The sequence below is a fragment of the Acidimicrobiales bacterium genome (genome assembly GCA_035546775.1).
Lineage (GTDB): Bacteria > Actinomycetota > Acidimicrobiia > Acidimicrobiales > JACCXE01 > JACCXE01.
The window spans coordinates 1-16874 of the sequence record DASZWD010000036.1 but is presented as its reverse complement, the minus strand read 5'-3'; the positions used below and the strand labels follow the sequence as shown (position 1 = coordinate 16874).

General features: G+C 71.4%; 14 protein-coding genes. 7 read left to right on the top strand and 7 right to left on the bottom strand.

The window, feature by feature from the left end; all coding sequences use genetic code 11:
* Nucleotides 1-1191, top strand: a 1191-nt coding sequence (locus VHC63_08960) for an excinuclease ABC subunit UvrA (GenBank protein HVV36715.1), incomplete at its 5' end; no start/stop codon positions are given.
* Nucleotides 1192-1207: 16 nt separating this feature from the next.
* On the opposite strand, the gene VHC63_08955 is transcribed toward VHC63_08960, so the two are convergent.
* The 3 genes from VHC63_08955 to VHC63_08945 are packed head-to-tail and all read right to left on the bottom strand — an operon-like array spanning nucleotide 1208 to nucleotide 4089.
* On the bottom strand, nucleotides 1208-1726 hold the full coding sequence (locus VHC63_08955; GenBank protein ID HVV36714.1) for a hypothetical protein: 519 nt from the start codon (nucleotides 1724-1726) through the stop codon (nucleotides 1208-1210).
* Between the two features lie 17 nt (nucleotides 1727-1743).
* A complete protein-coding gene (locus VHC63_08950) occupies nucleotides 1744-2559 on the bottom strand; it encodes an enoyl-CoA hydratase-related protein (GenBank protein HVV36713.1) in 816 nt (271 codons plus the stop codon).
* Nucleotides 2560-2568: 9 nt separating this feature from the next.
* Complete coding sequence (locus VHC63_08945; protein ID HVV36712.1) at nucleotides 2569-4089, bottom strand: adenylate/guanylate cyclase domain-containing protein; 1521 nt, start codon at nucleotides 4087-4089, stop codon at nucleotides 2569-2571.
* Nucleotides 4090-4162: 73 nt separating this feature from the next.
* On the opposite strand from VHC63_08945, the gene VHC63_08940 reads away from it, so the two are divergent.
* The 3 genes from VHC63_08940 to VHC63_08930 all read left to right on the top strand — a co-directional run bounded on the left by VHC63_08940 (nucleotide 4163) and on the right by VHC63_08930 (nucleotide 8741).
* Nucleotides 4163-5746, top strand: coding sequence for a hypothetical protein (locus VHC63_08940; GenBank protein HVV36711.1), 1584 nt, complete (start codon nucleotides 4163-4165; stop codon nucleotides 5744-5746).
* A complete protein-coding gene (locus tag VHC63_08935; GenBank protein ID HVV36710.1) occupies nucleotides 5743-7356 on the top strand; it encodes a hypothetical protein in 1614 nt (537 codons plus the stop codon). Before VHC63_08940 ends, VHC63_08935 begins: the two co-directional genes overlap by 4 nt.
* A gap of 101 nt (nucleotides 7357-7457) precedes the next feature.
* Nucleotides 7458-8741 carry a sugar transferase gene (locus tag VHC63_08930; GenBank protein ID HVV36709.1) on the top strand — a complete coding sequence of 428 codons (1284 nt, stop codon included), beginning with the start codon at nucleotides 7458-7460 and terminating at the stop codon, nucleotides 8739-8741.
* On the opposite strand, the gene VHC63_08925 is transcribed toward VHC63_08930, so the two are convergent.
* The 3 genes from VHC63_08925 to VHC63_08915 are packed head-to-tail and all read right to left on the bottom strand — an operon-like array spanning nucleotide 8738 to nucleotide 12071.
* Nucleotides 8738-9640 carry a hypothetical protein gene (locus VHC63_08925; GenBank protein HVV36708.1) on the bottom strand — a complete coding sequence of 301 codons (903 nt, stop codon included), beginning with the start codon at nucleotides 9638-9640 and terminating at the stop codon, nucleotides 8738-8740. The two genes, VHC63_08930 and VHC63_08925, sit on opposite strands and share 4 nt — an antisense overlap.
* A complete protein-coding gene (locus VHC63_08920) occupies nucleotides 9637-11181 on the bottom strand; it encodes a lipopolysaccharide biosynthesis protein (GenBank protein HVV36707.1) in 1545 nt (514 codons plus the stop codon). Before VHC63_08920 ends, VHC63_08925 begins: the two co-directional genes overlap by 4 nt.
* Nucleotides 11178-12071 carry a hypothetical protein gene (locus VHC63_08915; protein ID HVV36706.1) on the bottom strand — a complete coding sequence of 298 codons (894 nt, stop codon included), beginning with the start codon at nucleotides 12069-12071 and terminating at the stop codon, nucleotides 11178-11180. Before VHC63_08915 ends, VHC63_08920 begins: the two co-directional genes overlap by 4 nt.
* A gap of 136 nt (nucleotides 12072-12207) precedes the next feature.
* On the opposite strand from VHC63_08915, the gene VHC63_08910 reads away from it, so the two are divergent.
* Both VHC63_08910 and VHC63_08905 read left to right on the top strand, forming a co-directional pair.
* Complete coding sequence (locus VHC63_08910) at nucleotides 12208-13197, top strand: glycosyltransferase family 2 protein (protein HVV36705.1); 990 nt, start codon at nucleotides 12208-12210, stop codon at nucleotides 13195-13197.
* Entirely contained in the window at nucleotides 13194-14798 is a 1605-nt protein-coding gene (locus VHC63_08905; protein ID HVV36704.1) for a hypothetical protein, read from the top strand. The genes VHC63_08910 and VHC63_08905 overlap by 4 nt, the downstream gene beginning before the upstream one ends.
* On the opposite strand, the gene VHC63_08900 is transcribed toward VHC63_08905, so the two are convergent.
* Nucleotides 14781-15410: a pseudaminic acid biosynthesis-associated methylase gene (locus VHC63_08900; GenBank protein HVV36703.1), complete on the bottom strand. Its 630-nt coding sequence runs from the start codon at nucleotides 15408-15410 to the stop codon at nucleotides 14781-14783. The genes VHC63_08905 and VHC63_08900 overlap by 18 nt on opposite strands.
* 36 nt (nucleotides 15411-15446) lie before the next feature.
* On the opposite strand from VHC63_08900, the gene VHC63_08895 reads away from it, so the two are divergent.
* Complete coding sequence (locus VHC63_08895; GenBank protein ID HVV36702.1) at nucleotides 15447-16784, top strand: GNAT family N-acetyltransferase; 1338 nt, start codon at nucleotides 15447-15449, stop codon at nucleotides 16782-16784.
* Nucleotides 16785-16874: the final 90 nt, after the last annotated feature.

The following is a 16874-nucleotide window of genomic DNA, read 5'->3' as shown; positions in this document are numbered from 1 at the left end:
CACGACGAGGACACCATCCGGACCGCCGACTGGATCGTCGACATCGGTCCGGGTGCGGGGGAGCACGGCGGCGAGATCGTCCACTCCGGAACCTACGCCGACCTGCTGAAGGTCGAGCGGTCGATGACGGGTGCCTATCTCGCGGGTCGGCGCGAGATCCACGTCCCGGACATCCGCCGTCAGCCCTCGCCCGAGCGGCAGCTTCGCGTCATCGCGGCACGCGAGCACAACCTGCGCGAGGTGACGGCGGAGTTCCCGCTCGGTTGCTTCGTCGCGGTCACCGGTGTGTCCGGATCGGGCAAGTCGACGCTGGTCAACGACATCCTCTACGCGGTTCTCGCCCGCGAGCTGAACGGCGCCCGGATCGTCCCAGGCCGGCACCGCACGGTCGACGGGCTGGAGCACGTCGACAAGGTCATCAACATCGACCAGTCGCCCATCGGGCGCACGCCGCGGTCCAACCCGGCCACCTACACCGGCGTGTTCGACAAGATCCGCACGCTCTTCGCCTCCACGCAGGAGGCGAAGGTGCGCGGCTACCTGCCCGGACGCTTCTCGTTCAACGTGAAGGGCGGCCGCTGCGAGGCGTGCGCGGGCGACGGCACGATCAAGATCGAGATGCACTTCCTGCCCGACGTGTACGTCCCGTGCGAGGTGTGCAAGGGGGCCCGTTACAACCGCGACACCCTCGACATCACGTTCAAGGGCAAGTCGATCGCCGAAGTGCTCGACATGCCGTGTGAGGAAGCCAAGGAGTTCTTCGCCAACCAGCCGATCATCGCCCGGCACATGCAGACGATCGTCGACGTCGGCCTCGGCTACGTGCGTCTCGGCCAGCCGGCCACCACGCTGTCGGGCGGCGAAGCGCAGCGCGTCAAGCTGGCGTCGGAGCTCGCCAAGCGGTCGACGGGTCACACCATCTACCTGCTCGACGAGCCGACCACCGGGCTGCACTTCGAAGACATCCGGCGCCTGCTCGGCGTGCTCACGCGCCTGGTCGACGCGGGCAACACCGTCGTCGTGATCGAGCACAACCTCGACGTGATCAAGACCGCTGACTGGCTGATCGACCTCGGGCCCGAAGGCGGCACCGGCGGCGGCACGGTCGTGGCCACCGGCACCCCCGAAGACGTCGCCAAGGTCAAGGAGTCCTACACCGGCCAGTTCCTCAAGCCGCTGCTGGCGCGCTAGTCGCGCACGCCCACTGTTAGGTTAGCGTCACCTTGACGAGAGGGGCCTGGTAGGCGCCGGCGCCGGTGAGGAAGAGCACGCCGAGGTCGTACGTGCCGGCGGCGGGCGGGACCCCCGCGGGGGTCAGCAGGAGGTTGCCGAAACCGCTGATGCGCGTCTCGCCGGCGCGCATGTCGTATTCGGTGTTGTCGGTCGTGCAGGCGCCGTCACTGTGGGCGACGACCTTGCCCTGGCTGTAGAGCAGCAGGCCGACATCGCACTTGCCCGGGAACGTGAGGTGGAGGTCGGGAGTGCCCTTGGGCGTGGTGTTCGTTGCCGTCAAGAAGCCCTCGACCGGCTCGTCCCGGGCCACAGTCGGGTGCTGGAGCGACACGACCAGGGACAAGCCGGACGGCGGTGCGACCGGTGTGGTGGGCGGTGGCGCCGTTGTGGTCGTCGTTGGCGCGGTGGTCGTGGACACACTCGACTTTTCGTGCTTGCCGCACGCCGTCAACGCCAGCGCGAGGCACAGGAGAGGAAGGACCCGCCGTGTCATCGCCTCCAGTTTGGCGGCTAGCGACCGGTGAATTCGGGCGGGCGCTTCTCCATGAACGACGTGATGCCTTCGCGGAAATCCTTGGTGCCGAAGAGGCGGATCGTCTCGAGCAACACGTGGTGCGTGTGGGACTGGAAGTCCTCGGTCCAGCCGTGGCGCATCAGGCGCTTCGACGACTGCACGGCGAGCGGGGCGTTGGCGGCGATCTGCTGCGCCCAGTCCTGCGCCGTCTTCATCAGGTCGCCGTCGGGCACCACCGCGTTGACCAGACCGATCTCGAGCGCCTCTTCGGCCAGCACGGTCTTGCCGAGGTAGATCAACTCGGCGGCCTTGCCCCAGCCGACCAGGCGCGGCAGGTACCAGGTGCCGCCGGACTCGGGGACGACGCCGCGCTTGGTGAACGCGGCGGCCAGCTTGGCCGACTCCGCCATCAGCCGGATGTCGCAGCCGAGGGCGAGGTCGAGGCCGTAGCCGGCGGCGCCGCCGTTGATCGCGGCAATAACGGGGGTATCTATTTCGAACAGGACAACGGTGGGCAGGTCGCGGGTCTGCATCGAGTTGCCGCCCGCCGGCGCGCTCCCGTCGTCGTTGGTGCCGGTGCCGATGCCGCGGCCCGAGGTGGCGTCGACCAGGTCGAGGCCGGCACAAAACCCGCCGCCCTCGGCGCCCGTGATGATGATGGCACGCACGTCACCCGAACGGTCCGCCTCCTGGAGGCGCTTGCCGAGTGCAGTGAGCATCCCGCCCGAGATGGCGTTGCGGCGCTCGGGTCGGTTGAGCGTGATCGTGGCGACGTGGTCGGCGACGTCGTACAGGAGCGGTTCTTCGGACATGGTCCGAGGCTAGGTCTCGATGGCGTACACGTGCGTCGGAGCGGCGCGGCCCCGCAGGATGTGGGCGCCGCGCACGAGGGCGCTACCTGAGACCGACCAGGCACGGTCGAGCGTCTGCTGGGTGACCAGGATGGCGTCGCCCGTCGACTTGGTGAGCTCCTCCACGCGCGACGCGATGTTGACGGCGTCGCCGATGACGGTGAAGTCGAGCTTGCCACCGCCGCCGATGGTGCCGGCGATCACCTTGCCGGTGTTGATCCCGATGCCGAGGCGCAGTGTGTCGCCGAAGTGGCGGCGGACTTCGTTCTGAATGTTGACCGCGGCGAGGCACGCCAGGTTGGCGTGATCGGGCAACGCTTCGGGCGTGCCGAAGACGGCGAATACGCCGTCGCCGATGAACCGGTTCGGGTGACCCCCCGCTTCGCGGATCTTGGGCACGACGATGTCGAATAGGCGGTTGAGCTGGGCGACGGCTTCCTCGGGTTCGACCGTCTCGGAGTACGCCGTGAAGCCGCGCACGTCGGCGAAGAACACGGTGGCGTCGACGGCCTCGCCGGCGAATACCGAGGAGTCCTGGGTGAGCAGCCGGCGCGTCAGCGCCGGGTCGACGTACGAGCCGAACGCGGCGTGGAGCGACTCGCGCTGTTGAAGCCCCACCATCATCTGGTTGAACGCCAGCGCCACTTCGGCGAACTCGTCGGTCGAGACAACCGCCATCGGTTCGGCGAAGTTGCCTTCGCTCACCCGCTCGGTGGCGCGTCGGAGGTCCTGGAGCGGGCGCATCGTCGGCTCGACCATGCTGATGCGGTTGATGGCCGTGCCGTAAGCACCGAGGAGCGCCGCTACCAGGACGCCGGCGAACACCGCGTGCTCGCGCGTGTCGTCGAAGTATTGCGCCACGCACGCCGCGATGGCGCCCGTCGCCACGGCGGACAAGTACGTGCTCACGCTGAAGATGGTCTTGAGGCTCCACGTGCGTCGCGTCGGCCGCACGTCGATTTCGATGTGGGGCGCCACCTCTTCGAGCATCGGGAACAGCAACACGCGCAGGCCGTTCGCCATGAGAAAGGCGGCGAGGCTCAACGCGATCATTCCCATCGCCTCGACCGTGGCGTACCCGAGCGTTCCGAAGCCGGCGTAGTGGGCGAACAGCGGCGCGACCACGATGAGCATGAACGGCGCGCCGAGCACGCCGCCCCGCATCGCCATGCTCTCGCCGGCGACGAGGACGGCGTCGCGCGCTTCACGGGCGTGGGTGAAGTCGCCGTCGATCCAGGAGCGGATCGGGCGACGGATGGCGAGACACGAGCCGATGCCGATGGCGGTGGCGAGGATGCCACCGAGGTCCGCCAGGCCCGACCAGAGGATTGCCTCGCCCCGCGTCAGGCCGAACGCCGGGCCCACGATGAACACGAGCGGGCCGAGGATGACGACCGACAGCGAGAACACGCCCAACACGGAGATGGCGAGCCAGAACCGGTTCCGGAACTGGCGCCAGAACCACGCGCTGAACGTTTCGAGAGAGCCCACCCTCCGGAATTGTGATTGACGCCTCGCTTCCGCGCTGTGACGTCGGTTACAGGCACCGTGCAATAGTGCGTCGATGGCGAACCGGCTGTGGCGAGCGCCGCTCATCGCCCACGCTGGTGTCTTGGCGGCGTGCCTGCTCGGCCTGATGGTGCTCGTGGGAACGAACGCGTCGCTGTCCGAAGACGAGGGCGCGGCGCTTGTCCAGGCACGGCAACTCGCCGAGCATCACACGTGGGTCGACCCGCATCCGCTGCCGACCGTCGACCCGTCGGGCGCGTTCTATCCATACCGTCTCGCCGATGTCGGCACGGACGGCCCCGTCCCGTTCGGTCGCCATCCGCTGTACGCCGTCGTGCTGGCCGGGTTGTGGCGCCTAGGTCACAACAACGCCGTCATCATGCTGTCGCTCGCCGGAACGGTCGCGGCGGCGCTGGCGGCAGCCGTGCTAGCGCGTCGGTTCGACGAACGCTTGGCGCGCCCGGCGCTGTGGGCTGCGGGGCTCGGCACGCCGCTGTTCTTCGACTCGTTTCTCGCGATCGCGCACACCGTCGGCGCGGCGCTTGCCGGCTGGCTCGTGGTGGCAGTGACGCGACGCGCGGGCGACCGGCCACTACTCGGCGTGGTCGTCGGCGCGGTGCTCGCCGGCGTGCTCGTGATGGTGCGCACCGAAGGCGTCTTGTTCGTGGGTGTCGCCGCGCTGGTGGCCTTCGCCTTCACCGAGTACCGCGTCGCGGCCGTCGCCGCCGGTGCGGGCGGCGTCGTCGGCTTCGTGGCCAACCTCGCCTGGGAGCGCCACATCTTCGGCGCGTCGGTCACGGTGGTGTCGAGCACCGGCGGGGCCGTCGCGCAATCGCACGACCTCATGAGTCGGGCGCGCGGCGCGTACACGACCTTGCTGCGCTACAGCTATCCCAACGGCGCGCGGGCGAACGTCCTGTTGCTCGTGGCGTTCGTCGTTGTGGCGGTGGCGGGACTCCTCGCGCGCCGTCGCCGCGACTTGGCGGCCGCGCTCACCGGCGTCGCGGCGCTGCTCGTCCTGCTGCGGGCGTTGTCGGGAACGGCGCCGGTCGTGCCCGGCCTGTTCGTGGTGTGTCCCGTCCTTTGGGCCGCCGTGTGGTCCGGCGGGTTCTCGTGGCGTGACCGTGCTGTGCGCGTCTTCGTCGCCCTCCTCGTCGGCTTCGCCGCCGCCGTCGTCGCGACGCAGTACGAGCGCGGCGGTGGCATCGAGTGGGGCGGCCGCTACTTCGCCCTCGGTTTGCCCGTTGCCATCGCCGTGGCCGTACGTGCGTTTCTCGCCGCGCCCCGGGCCGTCGTCGCCGGTCTCGCCGCCGTATCGCTGGCGTTCGCCGCGCTGGCGGCCTCCGCGTTGCGCTCGACGCACGAACACACCCACGAGTTGCTCGCTGCGATCCCGAAACACGGGCTCGCCATCACGACGGCGGGCCTGCTGCCGCGGCTCGACTGGCCGAACGTCGACACGCGCCAGTGGTTGCTCGTGGAACCGGCGAAGGTCCCGGTGGTGCTGCGCCGTCTGCGCGCCGCGGGCGTGGGCCGCGTCGCCGTGGTCTATCCCGGCGCGCTGACACCGCGCGGTTTCGCCCACCAAGGCAAGCCGGTGGGCGGGCTCGACTGGCGGGTGGCCGAGGTGTCGCTGTGACGCGCCGCGGCGCGCTGCTCGCCAGTGCGGCCTTGCTGGCGATCTATCTCGTGTTGTCGCTCGGCAACGACACGCGCGGCTTCCTGGGCACCGACACCGGTGGCAAGGTGGCGACGCTGCGGGCCATGGACGCGCATCACGACTTCGACCCCGACATCGGCTACTGGGCGGCGAAATGGGACCCGAACGGCGCGCTGCACCCGCTGTACTACACGAGCCACATCGGCGACCGGTGGGTGAACGTCACCACGCTGCCGGCGCTGCTGGCGGCCGAGCCGCTGTACCGCGCGCTGGGTTACCGCGGCGCGCTGCTGTTGCCGATGCTCGGCGCCGTCGCCTGCGCGCTGGCGGCGGCCGCCTTGGCGCGGCGACTCGGCGCGCGCGACGGTGGACGGCTGGCCTTCTGGCTCGTCGGCCTGGCGTCGCCCGTCGCCATTTACGCCCTCGACTTCTGGGAGCACACGCTCGGCCTCGCGGCGATGGCGTGGGCGACCATCGTCCTCGTCGACGTGGTCCAGCGACGGCGGCCGGCGTGGTTCGGTGTCGTCGCCGGCGTCTTGTTCGGCGTTGCCGCCACGATGCGCACCGAGGCGCTGGCCTTCGGGGCCGTCGCCACCGCCATCGCCTGCCTCGCCGTCGTGCGGACGCGTGTGACCGCGGCGGTGGTGATGGGAGCCTGCGTCGCCGCCGGGCTCGCCGTGCCGTTGCTGGCGAACCAGGCGCTCGAGCACGCCGTGCTCGGTTCGTCGCTGCGCTCCACGCGCGCCGAGCAGACGGTTTCGGATGCCGGGTCGTCGGACTCGGCGGGCCGGGTGAAGGAAGCCGCCATCACAACGGTCGGCGTGACCAGCGCCGGCGACACGCCGTCGCTCGTATTCGGCGCCGCGATCGCGGCGGCGGTCGCGCTGGCGGCGCTGCGGCGAGACGCCCGCCTCGCGTTCCTCGCCGCCGCGTTGCTCCTGGCGCGCACCGCCGCCGGCCTCGACTTCGTGCCCGGCTTCCTCGCCGCCGCGCCGATCGGCGCCGTCGGCATCGCCCTCGGCTGGCGCCGCGGCCCACCGGCCCCGCTGCTGCTGTCGATCGCGCTCGTGTCGCTGCCGCTCGTGTGGGCGGTGCAGTTCACCGGAGGTGCCGGGCCCCAGTGGGGTGGGCGCTACGTGCTGCTGTCGTCGCTGCTCGTCATGGTGGTGGGTGTCGTCGCGCTGGCCGAGGCGCCGGTCGCCGTCGCCCGGGCCGTCATCGGCGTGAGCGTGCTCGTGACGGCGCTCGGTCTGGCCTGGATGTTCCAGCGCACCCACGACATCGCCGAATCGGCGCGCCGTCTCGACGCCGAGCCGGCGCCGGTACTGGTGTCGCGCGTCGCCCATCTCGTGCGCGAGGGCGGCGCCGTCCACGACCTCGACCGCTGGCTGACCGCGCCCAGCGAGGCCGATCTGCGCCGGGTCGCCCGCGTGGTCGACGGGGCCGGCGTCGATCGTGTCGCCCTCGTCGACATCGACGGACGGCACGAGCCGGCGCGAATCGGCCAACTCCGGCGCCAACGGGGGAGCCACTCGCTGCGATTCCTGCCCGGCACGCGGCTACGGGTGTGGACCTACAGCCGCGAATAGGACGGAACACAACGAATCCTCAAGATTCGGCCGCCATCTGCCGATAGGGCGTTGTGACCCGCGGCTCGCGTTGGCTGTTGTATTTGACGACGGTTGGCGTCGTGTTGGGTTTTGCCAAGCTGCACGCCGCCCGCGTCGGTCACTACGAGATCGTCGAGACCGGCCGCCTGCCCTGGCTGCTCGCCTTCATTGGCCTCCTGCTGCTCGCGTCCTACGGCGCCGGTCTGCCCGATGAGGCCGGACGTCGGGGCAGCCGCAGCGCGCTACCGGCGGCGCTCGCCGCGACGACCGGTGCGGCCGCCGTGATTTCCGTACTCCAGATCGTCGACGGTGGCGCCCACCTGCCGCGCTTCGTCGTGTTCGCGTCGGCGGCGGTGCTCACGCCGACCTACGCCCTGCTGGCCCTCGTCGCCCACGGCGGGCGCCACCGCACCGAGGAGCGTGAGCGCGTCGTGGTCGTCGCCGAAGAGGGCGAGGCCGAAGCGCTGATCGCCGAATTGGCTCGCACTTCCGAGCGTCCCGCTGTCGTGGTCGGTGAGCTCACCGGGCTCGACGCCCGCCACGACTACCCGGCGGCGCAGCCGCTCGTCGAGCGCGTCCGCCGCACCCGCGCCACCGTCGTCGTGCTCGACCTCGACGCCCAGGCCGAACCCGACGTAATTGCTCAGGCCGCCGAGCTGCACGCCACCGGCGTACGCGTCCGCACGCTCGAAGCGTTCTACGACGAGTGGCTGGGCAAGCTGCCCCACGGCGAACTCGAGCGCCTGTCGCTGATGTTCGACATTCAGGAACTGCACAACCGGGCCTACGGCCGGCTCAAGCGCGTCATGGACTTCGCCGCCGGCGCCGCCGGCTTCGTGGCGCTGGCGGTCGTCGTGCCGGTGGTCGCCGTCGCCAACCGCCTCGGCGGCAACAAGGGCCCGCTGTTCTTCTCCCAGCCGCGCACGGGCAAGAACGGCGCCACGTTCAACATCCTCAAGTTCCGCACGATGGTCCCGTCCGCGACGGCCGCCGGCACGTGGACGAGCGACGACGACCCGCGCATCACCCCGGTGGGCAAGTGGCTGCGGCGCACGCACGTCGACGAGATCCCCCAGGCGCTAAACCTGCTGCGGGGCGACATCTCCCTCGTGGGCCCGCGACCCGAGCAGCCGCACTACGTCGCGGACCTGTGCGAGAAGATCCCGTTCTACGCGTTGCGCCACACGGTGCGCCCCGGCCTCACGGGGTGGGCCCAGGTGAAGTACCCCTACGGCGCCTCGGAGTTCGACGCGCTGGAGAAGCTCCAGTTCGAGTTCTATTACCTGCGCCACCAGAGCCTGTGGCTCGACGCCCGCATCGCGGTGCGTACCATCCGCAGCGTCGTGGGCCGCGCCGGGCGCTAACGCCGCAGCAGGCGCTTGCGCATCAGGCTGGCGCGTCGCCGCAGCCGGTGCGACAGCGGTGGCTTCACCGGAGTGCCGGCAAACACGGGATCCGTCTGGTAGCGCGCCACGTCGATAGCGCGGCCGGCCAGCAACGCGGCGGCGGCGTCGAGCAGCAACGGCTTGGTCGCCCAGTCGCTGGTGTGCCCACCCTGAGGACGGGCGTCGAGGTACACCGCGCCGCCCTTTTCTTTCCACGTCGCCACCAGCGGCAGCACCTGCTCGTGGAACACGCCGACGTCGTCTTCGCACGACTGGACGAACAGCGCCGGCGGCACCGTGGGTTGGTCCCACTGCTCGACCAGGTTGCGGATCTGACGGGTGAAGACGTAGTTGTGCGCCGCCTGCGTGTCGCCGTCGGGCACGATGAAAGCCACGTGACGCTCGCGGTTCTGCTGCGCCGCGCAGATGTCGAGGTCGATGTGCGGTGCGACGGCGACGATGCCGCGCACGCCGAGCAGTAGGCCGAACTTGAGCGCGGCGGTGGCGCCCATGGACGAGCCCATGAAGACGGTGCGCTCGGGTGGATGACCCAGGTCGTGCATGGTTCGCTCGAGCAACGTCAGCATGGCGCGCTCGACGAAGAAGTCGCCCGCTTCGCCCGTGTAATAGGTGCCGTTCGCCTCGGCGCCGTACTGGTCGCAGGCGAACAGCCAGTCGTGCTCGGTCTCGCCACCCAGCATCTTGAGCCGGTGGTAGTAGCCCTGGAACGTGTCGCGGTAGGGCTTGGCGTTGCCCCACTCGCCGAAGAACGCGCTGAAGTGCACGACCAGGTTGTCGGCGCCGTGGTCGACGCGCACGTAGTTGAACGTGCGGCCGTCGTCGTCGACCAGCGCGTCGATCGGCGGGGCGTCGCTCACGGCGCCGTCGCCGGGGTGCGCGCCGCCAGGCGGCGCAGCTCGGCGAGTTCGCTGCGGCTCATGCTGAACCGCAGGGCGACGACGACGAACGCGCCGAAGCCGCCGAGGGCGCCGAGGACGAGGGTGGCGACGTCGGGCAGCGGAGCGGCGACGCAGGCGCCGCTGACGGCGCCGAGCGCGACGAGCGGCGCGACCGCGGGGGTCACCGCGGTGGCGAGGAACTGGCGCAACGAGATGCCCACCTCGCGCAGGACCGACCGGGTGAGCGGCGGCAGCAGGACGCACGCGGCGAGCAGGGTTGCCTGGAACACGCCCACGATCCCGGTCACGTGGACCAGCGTGACACTCAGCGCGACGTTGACGACGATCGCCGCCGCCGCGGAGCGCAACACCGCGCCGGCTTCTCCGACGGCGAGCAACAGGTTCGAGCCGACCTGGAGCGGCGCGACCAGCGCGATGTAGAGCAGCGCCACCGCGGCGAGACCCGGCGCCGCCGAGTAGCGCGCCCCGACCCACAGGTGCACGATCGGCCCGGCCAGCGCGATGCCGAGGCCCACCACGGGCAGGGTCGCCAGCAGCGAGTACTTCGTGCCGCGCTCGAGCAACTCCACCAGCGTCGTGCGGTCACCGCGTGAGTCGAGCCACGCCGCGCTCGGGATCACGGCGTACGACGCCGCGCTGAGGATGGCATCGGCACCGTTCATCATCTGCGTGGCCACCTCGACGAGCGCCACGGCACTGGGCCCGAACACGCCGCCGACCACGACGCGGTCGACGGAGCGGTGGACGACGCCGAGCGGGCGCAGCACCGCCACCGTGCGGCCGTAGGCCAGCAGCTCGCGCACGATGGCGGGCGACGGCCGCCGCCCGCCCGCCGGCAAGTGGCGCGCCAGCAATACGACGGCGACGGCCATGCCCCCCACGGACGCGGCCAGGCTGGCGGCGGCGACCCCCTTGAGCCCGCCCCCCGCCAGGGCCACCGCGGCGGTGGCGGCGGCGACGGCGGTGCGTCTCACCGCGTCGGCGCCGCGCGACAGGTCGACGCGCTGGAGGCCTTCGAGACACGCCTCGCAGCCTTCGGTCACGAGGTCGACGACCACCTGCACGGCGAACAGCGCGAGGGCGAACCGGAGGTCGGCCCGCAGCGCGTGAGGCGTGTGGAACAACGCCGGCAGGAAGCGGCGGCCAACGGTGACGAGCACGAGCGCGCACAGCGCCCCGACACCCACGAAGACGCTGAGCGCGCTGGTCACGGTCGTGGTCACGCCGTCGCGGTCGTCGCGCGCCGCCTTGGTCGCCACGTTGCGTGTCGTCGCGGTGCCGACGCCGAGGTCGGCGAGCGAGATCCATCCCGTCACCGCCGAGAACGTCTGCACGAGCACCCACGTCCCGAAGCTGGCGGCGCCCATGCCGTGGAGCAGCAGCGGCAGCGTGACGAGGCCGACGACGATCGCCCAGATGTTGGCGACGCCCGTCGACAGTGTGTTGACCAGCACACGCCGGCGGAAGGCGACGGGTCGGTCGGGCGCCGGTTCGGTCATGGCGTGGCGCCGAGGGCCAGCCGTTGCTGCGGCGAGAAGTCGCCGGCGACGGCGCGGAAGGGCCGCTTGGAGTGATCGAGGCGCACGAGGTCGAAGGCGGTCGGCGTGAGGAACTGGAGTTGCAGCACCAGCCGCTCGTGCGCGCCGGGCTGGACGCGGCTGCCGTAGTGCAGGCAGCTGCTGGTGTCGAGGAAGGTCACCGCGCCCGCGGGCCCGACGAAGGGCGTGACCTCCGTGGTGTCGACGCGGGGGAGCACGTCGTCGTCGCGCAGTCGGAACGCGGGCCCGCCGTAGTGGTAGCCGACGGCGCGCTTCACGCGGGTCGACGCGTCGGCGGCCACCGCCGTCAGCGGCCCGTTGGCATCAGCGACGTCGCTGCAGTGCACGAACACCTTGACCTGGCGACGATCCTCCCAGTCGCAGTGGAACAGCTGGCTGCCGGCAAGCTGCGGGCTGTCGAGGTACGGCGACGCCAGCACCGTGACCATCGTGAGGATCGGCACGAGGCCGAGGTACTGCGACGCCGGGACGAGCACGTCGTCGCTGAGGGCGAAACGCAACAGCGGTGACGACGCGTCGAGCGCGGTGATCGGGTAGTCGACGAGATAGGGCTTGGTGTCGGGGCTGGCCCGCAGCGCCGTGTCGCGTAGCCGCTGCACCTCGGCCACGACGGCGTCGACGCCGCCCAGCGTTCCCGGCGGGCAAGCGACGTAACCGGTGCTCTGCGGAATCGTCGTCGTGGCCGCGGCGAGGGTCGACGCGGCGCGCTGGCGCGCTTCGACCTCACCGCGGCGGAAGCGAGCAATCCAGCGGGCGTACGTCGCGCGCCGCGCGTCGTCGGCCTGCACCGCAAACAGGAACCACCGCGCAGACTCGGCGACTCGTGTCATCGATGAGAGGTTAGGGGCCGCCGCGAGAACTCCGTGGACCCTCGAAGTACAACGGTGCCACCGCACGAAGCGAATCGGTAGGCGAGGGTCCACGGTGTTCTGAGGCGGGTCCTTAGGGGCCGTACGCTTCGCACTCGTGCCCGCCGTGTCGATCGTGCTGCCGACGTTGAACGAGCGCGCCTTCATCCGCGACTGCCTCGATTCGCTCGCCGCGCAGGACTATCCCGAGATCGCCGAGATCCTCGTGGTCGATGGCGGCTCGCGCGACGGCACCCGCGACCTGGTGGCCGAGTACGGCGCAGGCGTGCGCCTGATCGACAATCCGCGCGTGACCGCGGCCGCCGCGATGAACATCGGCATCGACGCGGCGAAGGGCGATGTCATCTGCCGCGCCGACGCCCACACGCTGTACGCGCCCGACTACGTCTCCCGCTGCGTCGCCGTGCTCGACGAGACCGGTGCGGCCAACGTCGGTGGCCGGATGCGCGCCGTCGGTACGAGCAACTTCGGCCGCGCCGTCGCCGCCGTCACGTCGTCGCCCCTCGGCGTTGGGCCGGGTCGCTTCCACTACTCGCAACGGCGCGAGGAGGTCGACACGGTGTACCTCGGGTGCTGGAAGCGCGCCACGCTGCTCGACCTCGGCGGCTACGACGAGTCACGCCTCCAGTGGGCCGCCGAGGACCAGGAACTCAACCTGCGCCTGCGCGAGGCCGGCGGCACGGTGATGCTCGATCCCGACATCCACTCGTGGTACTTCCCCCGCGACACGCCGCGGGCGTTGGCGCGCCAGTACGCCAACTACGGCATGGCCAAGGCGTCGACGCTCGGCAAGCACCGCACGCTCCCGTCGTGGCGGCCGCTGGCGCCCGCGGGCCTCGTGGCCGCGACGGTGCTCGGCCTCGTCTTCGGACGCCGGTGGTGGAAGGTGGCGGTACCGCTCGCCCACACGGCGGTGTGCGCCTACGGCGCGGTCAAGACGAGCGACGACCCGGGTGTGGCGCCGCACCGCGCGTTCGCCGCCTTCGAGCTGTGCCACTGGGCCTATGGCTTCGGGTTCTGGCGCGGCATCGGCCGCCTCTTATCGGGCCGCGGCTTCGACACGCGCCCGCGCGGCGGTCGCCGATGAGCCCGCTGCCGCGGCGCGACCGCCTCTCCGAATACGCCGTCAAGGGCGCGCACCTCGCGCTGCGCCAGATCGGCATGGTGCCCGAGCACGTGCGGGCGCGTCACCTGCGCGCCCAGGCTGCCGCGCTGCCGCCGGCCGACGGTCCGCGCGTGGCGATCCTCACGCCGCGCGACTGGGCGGCGCACGTGCAGTGGGAAGCCATGATCGCCCACGCGTTGCGGCTGCGCGGCGCGCGCGTCGACTTCATCACTTGCGGCGGCGGCCTCGAGATCTGCGATCGCGTGAACACGTGGGAAGGCCCGCCCGTGCCGTGCCGCTCGTGCACGCGCTACGTCGAGGACGCGCTCGACGCCCACGGCTTCCCGCATACGCCGCTGCGCGCCGGCTGGGACAACGGCGACGACGCCGGCTGGCCCGAGATCGACGCCATCGCGGCGGCCGCCCTCGGCGACGTCACCGACATGGGCTTGCCCCTCGGTGACCTCGTGGACATTCCCGCCAAATGGTTCCTCATGGGCGCCGAGATCCAGTCCGATCCGCTCGGGCCGATGACGATGCGGCGCTTCCTGCGCTCGGCGCGTCGCGTCGCCCGCGGCGTGGCCGCCACGCTCGACCGGCTGCAACCCGACGTCGTGCTGCTTTTGAACGGGTTGTTCTTCTTCGAAGCGATCACGTGGGAGCTGTGCCGCCAGCGCGGGATCGAAGTCGTCACCTACGAGCGCGGCTTCATCAAGGAGACGCTGCTGTTCCGCCGCGGCGCCGCCGCCTGCCTAGGCGACGTGTCGCACCTGTGGGCCGCCTACGCCGACCGGCCACTCACGCCCGCCGAGGACGCGGAGCTCGACGCCTACCTCGACGACCGCCGCGTCGGCCGGCGCACCATCGACCGCTACTGGACCGACCCGCAGTTCGGCGGCGTCGCCCGCCGCGAGGGCCGCCGCCTCGTCACCCTCTTCACCAATCTCACGTGGGACTCCGCCGTCATCGGCCAGGAGGTGGCGTACCCGTCGCTGCAAACGTGGCTGGCCGCGGCGGTCGACGCCTTCGCCCGCCGGCCCGATCACGACCTCATCGTGCGCATCCATCCCGCCGAAGTGAAGCTGCCGGGCAAGCAGACGCGCGAGCCGCTCGGCGAGTTCCTCGCCGAGAAGTTTCCGGAGCTACCGCCGAACGTGCGGGTCATCGGCGCCGACGATTCGACGAGTTCGTACACGCTGATGGAGGAGACCGACGTCGGCCTGGTGTTCACGTCGACCACCGGCCTCGAGCTGGCGCTGCACGGCAAGCCGGTGATCGTGGCGGGGCGCACGCACTACCGCGACAAGGGCTTCACCATCGACGTCAGCAATCCCGCCGAGTTCGAAGCCGCCCTCGACGCGGCACTCGCCGATCCGGCGGCGCACACGCCCGACGTCGACCGCGTGCGGCGCTACGCCTACCTGTTCTTCTTCCGGGCGCCGGTGCAGTCGCCGGGCGTCGTCGAGCACGTCCCCGGCCTGGCGCGCGTCGACGTCACCAGCCTCGACGAGCTCAAGCCCGGCGCCAACCCCGACGTCGACCGCATCTGCGCGGAGATCCTCGGTTCAGGGCTTGGCGAATAGCCACCAGCCGAGACCGTCGTCGAACCCCTCGGCCTTGGTGAGTTCGCCGCTGTCCTCCAGCGTGAGCTCGGGAAACAGCCCGCCGATCAGCCGGCCGTAGTCGCGCTTGAAGAACGCCCCGGTCTGGTCGCGGTAGTTGACCTCGGTGGTCTCGGCGGCGAAGTACTCGACGACGAGCACGTGGCGCCGGGCGCAGCGCACGAGTTCGCCGACGGCGAGGGCGAACGCGTCCTCGGGCACGTGAATGAGCACGGCCACGGTGAAGGTGAGGTCGAACCACCCGTCGCGGAACGGCAGGTTGCGGGCCACGGCGTAGCCGCTGTTGACCTGCGGCAGCCGGCTGCGGATGATCCCGAGCGCGTCGAGGTTGACGTCGACGCCCCACACGTCGACCGGCGGCACGTGCTCGGAAACGTGCACGAGGTTGGCGCCCACGTTGCAGCCGACCTCGAGGACGGTGCGCGCCTGCGTGCGCGCCAGCAGCGACGACCAGAACGCGCCGCGGTCATGCCCCGCGTCCTTGTTGCGGGCGACGTACTGCTGGCCGAAGTCGCCGCTCCACAACGCTTCGAGCCGCGCCGCTTCCGAACCGCCGGGCGTGGGTGTCGTCATCACCGCAACGTACCCTGCGCCTCGTAACCTCCGGTCGTGGCCCATCTCGTGATCGTCGCGGGCAGCGGGCCCGGTGTCGGCGCCGGTCACCTGGCGCGCTGCCTGGCGCTGGTGCAGGCGTGGGTCGACGGCGGCGACACCGCCACGCTGGCGGCCGTCGACGTGCCGGCGGACTGGGCGCAGCGCTACGCCGCCGAAGGCGCCGCGCTGGTGCCGGTGAGCGACATGCCCGCGGGTGACTGGATCGTGCTCGACGGCTACGCCCTTGACCCCGCGCTGCGGGCGCGGGCGACGGCGTCGGGTCGCGTCCTCGTGATCGACGACCACGGACTGGTCGACAGCGCGAGCGCCGACGTGGTCCTCGACCACAACCCGGGTGCGACGAGCGCGCCCTACCCGGGGCGGCGCGCCGGCGTCGACCTGCTGCTCGGCAGCCGCTACGCGCTGATCCGACGCGAGCTGCGCGCCGCCATCGCGCCGCGCGCCGTGCCGGAGATCCCGACCAAGCTGCTTGTCACCCTCGGCGGGGCGCCGCCGGCACACGTCGTGGGCACGCTGCGGGCGGCGCTCGCCGACGGTGCGTTCTCCGTCGAGTGGCTGACCGGCGGCGACGACGTGGTGGGCCCGATGACGCGCGCCGAAGTTGCCATCTCGGGGGCGGGCGTGACGGCGTCGGAGTTGTGCGCCCTCGGAGTGCCCGCCGTGCTCGTGGTGGTGGCCGACAACCAACGCCCGATCGCCGACGCGCTGGCTGGTTGCGGCGCCGCGGTCGTGGCCCTCCCCGACGATGCCGTCGAGGCCGTGGTGCGACTGGCCGCCGACGCGTCGGCGCGGCGGGCCATGGTTGCGGCCGGCCAGTCCCTCGTCGACGGGCGCGGCGCGCTCCGCGTCGTGGCGCGCCTGCGCGCCGATCTGCTGCGGTTGCGTCCCGCGACCGAAGACGACACGCGGCGGTTGTTCGAGTGGGTCAACGATCCGGTCGTGCGCGAGACGTCGTTGTCGCGGGCGCCGGTCCAGTGGGACGTGCACGTCGCCTGGGTGCGGCGCCGGCTCGACGATCCCGACACGCGGCTGTGGATCGTCGAGGACGGGGCCGGCAGCGCCCTCGGTCAGGTGCGGTTCGATCTCCACGGCGACACCGCGGAGATCAGCATCGGCCTGACCGCCGCGCAACGCGGCCGCGGCCTCGGTCCCGCCGCCATCGACGCCGCGGTGCGCCGGCTCTTCGCCGAGACCGAGGTGGCGCGCGTCGACGCGCGCATCCGTCCGGAGAATCGCGCGTCGATCACCGCGTTCGGCGACGCGGCGTTCGCGTTCGCCGGGGAGGGGAGCGACGAGCAGGCGACGTGGCTCCGGTACGCTCGGGCGCGTTGACGATGGCAGAGATCACGATCGCCGGCCGCCCGATCGGGCCCGGTCACCCGAGCTACATCATCGCCGAGGTCTCCGCCAACCACGGCGGCG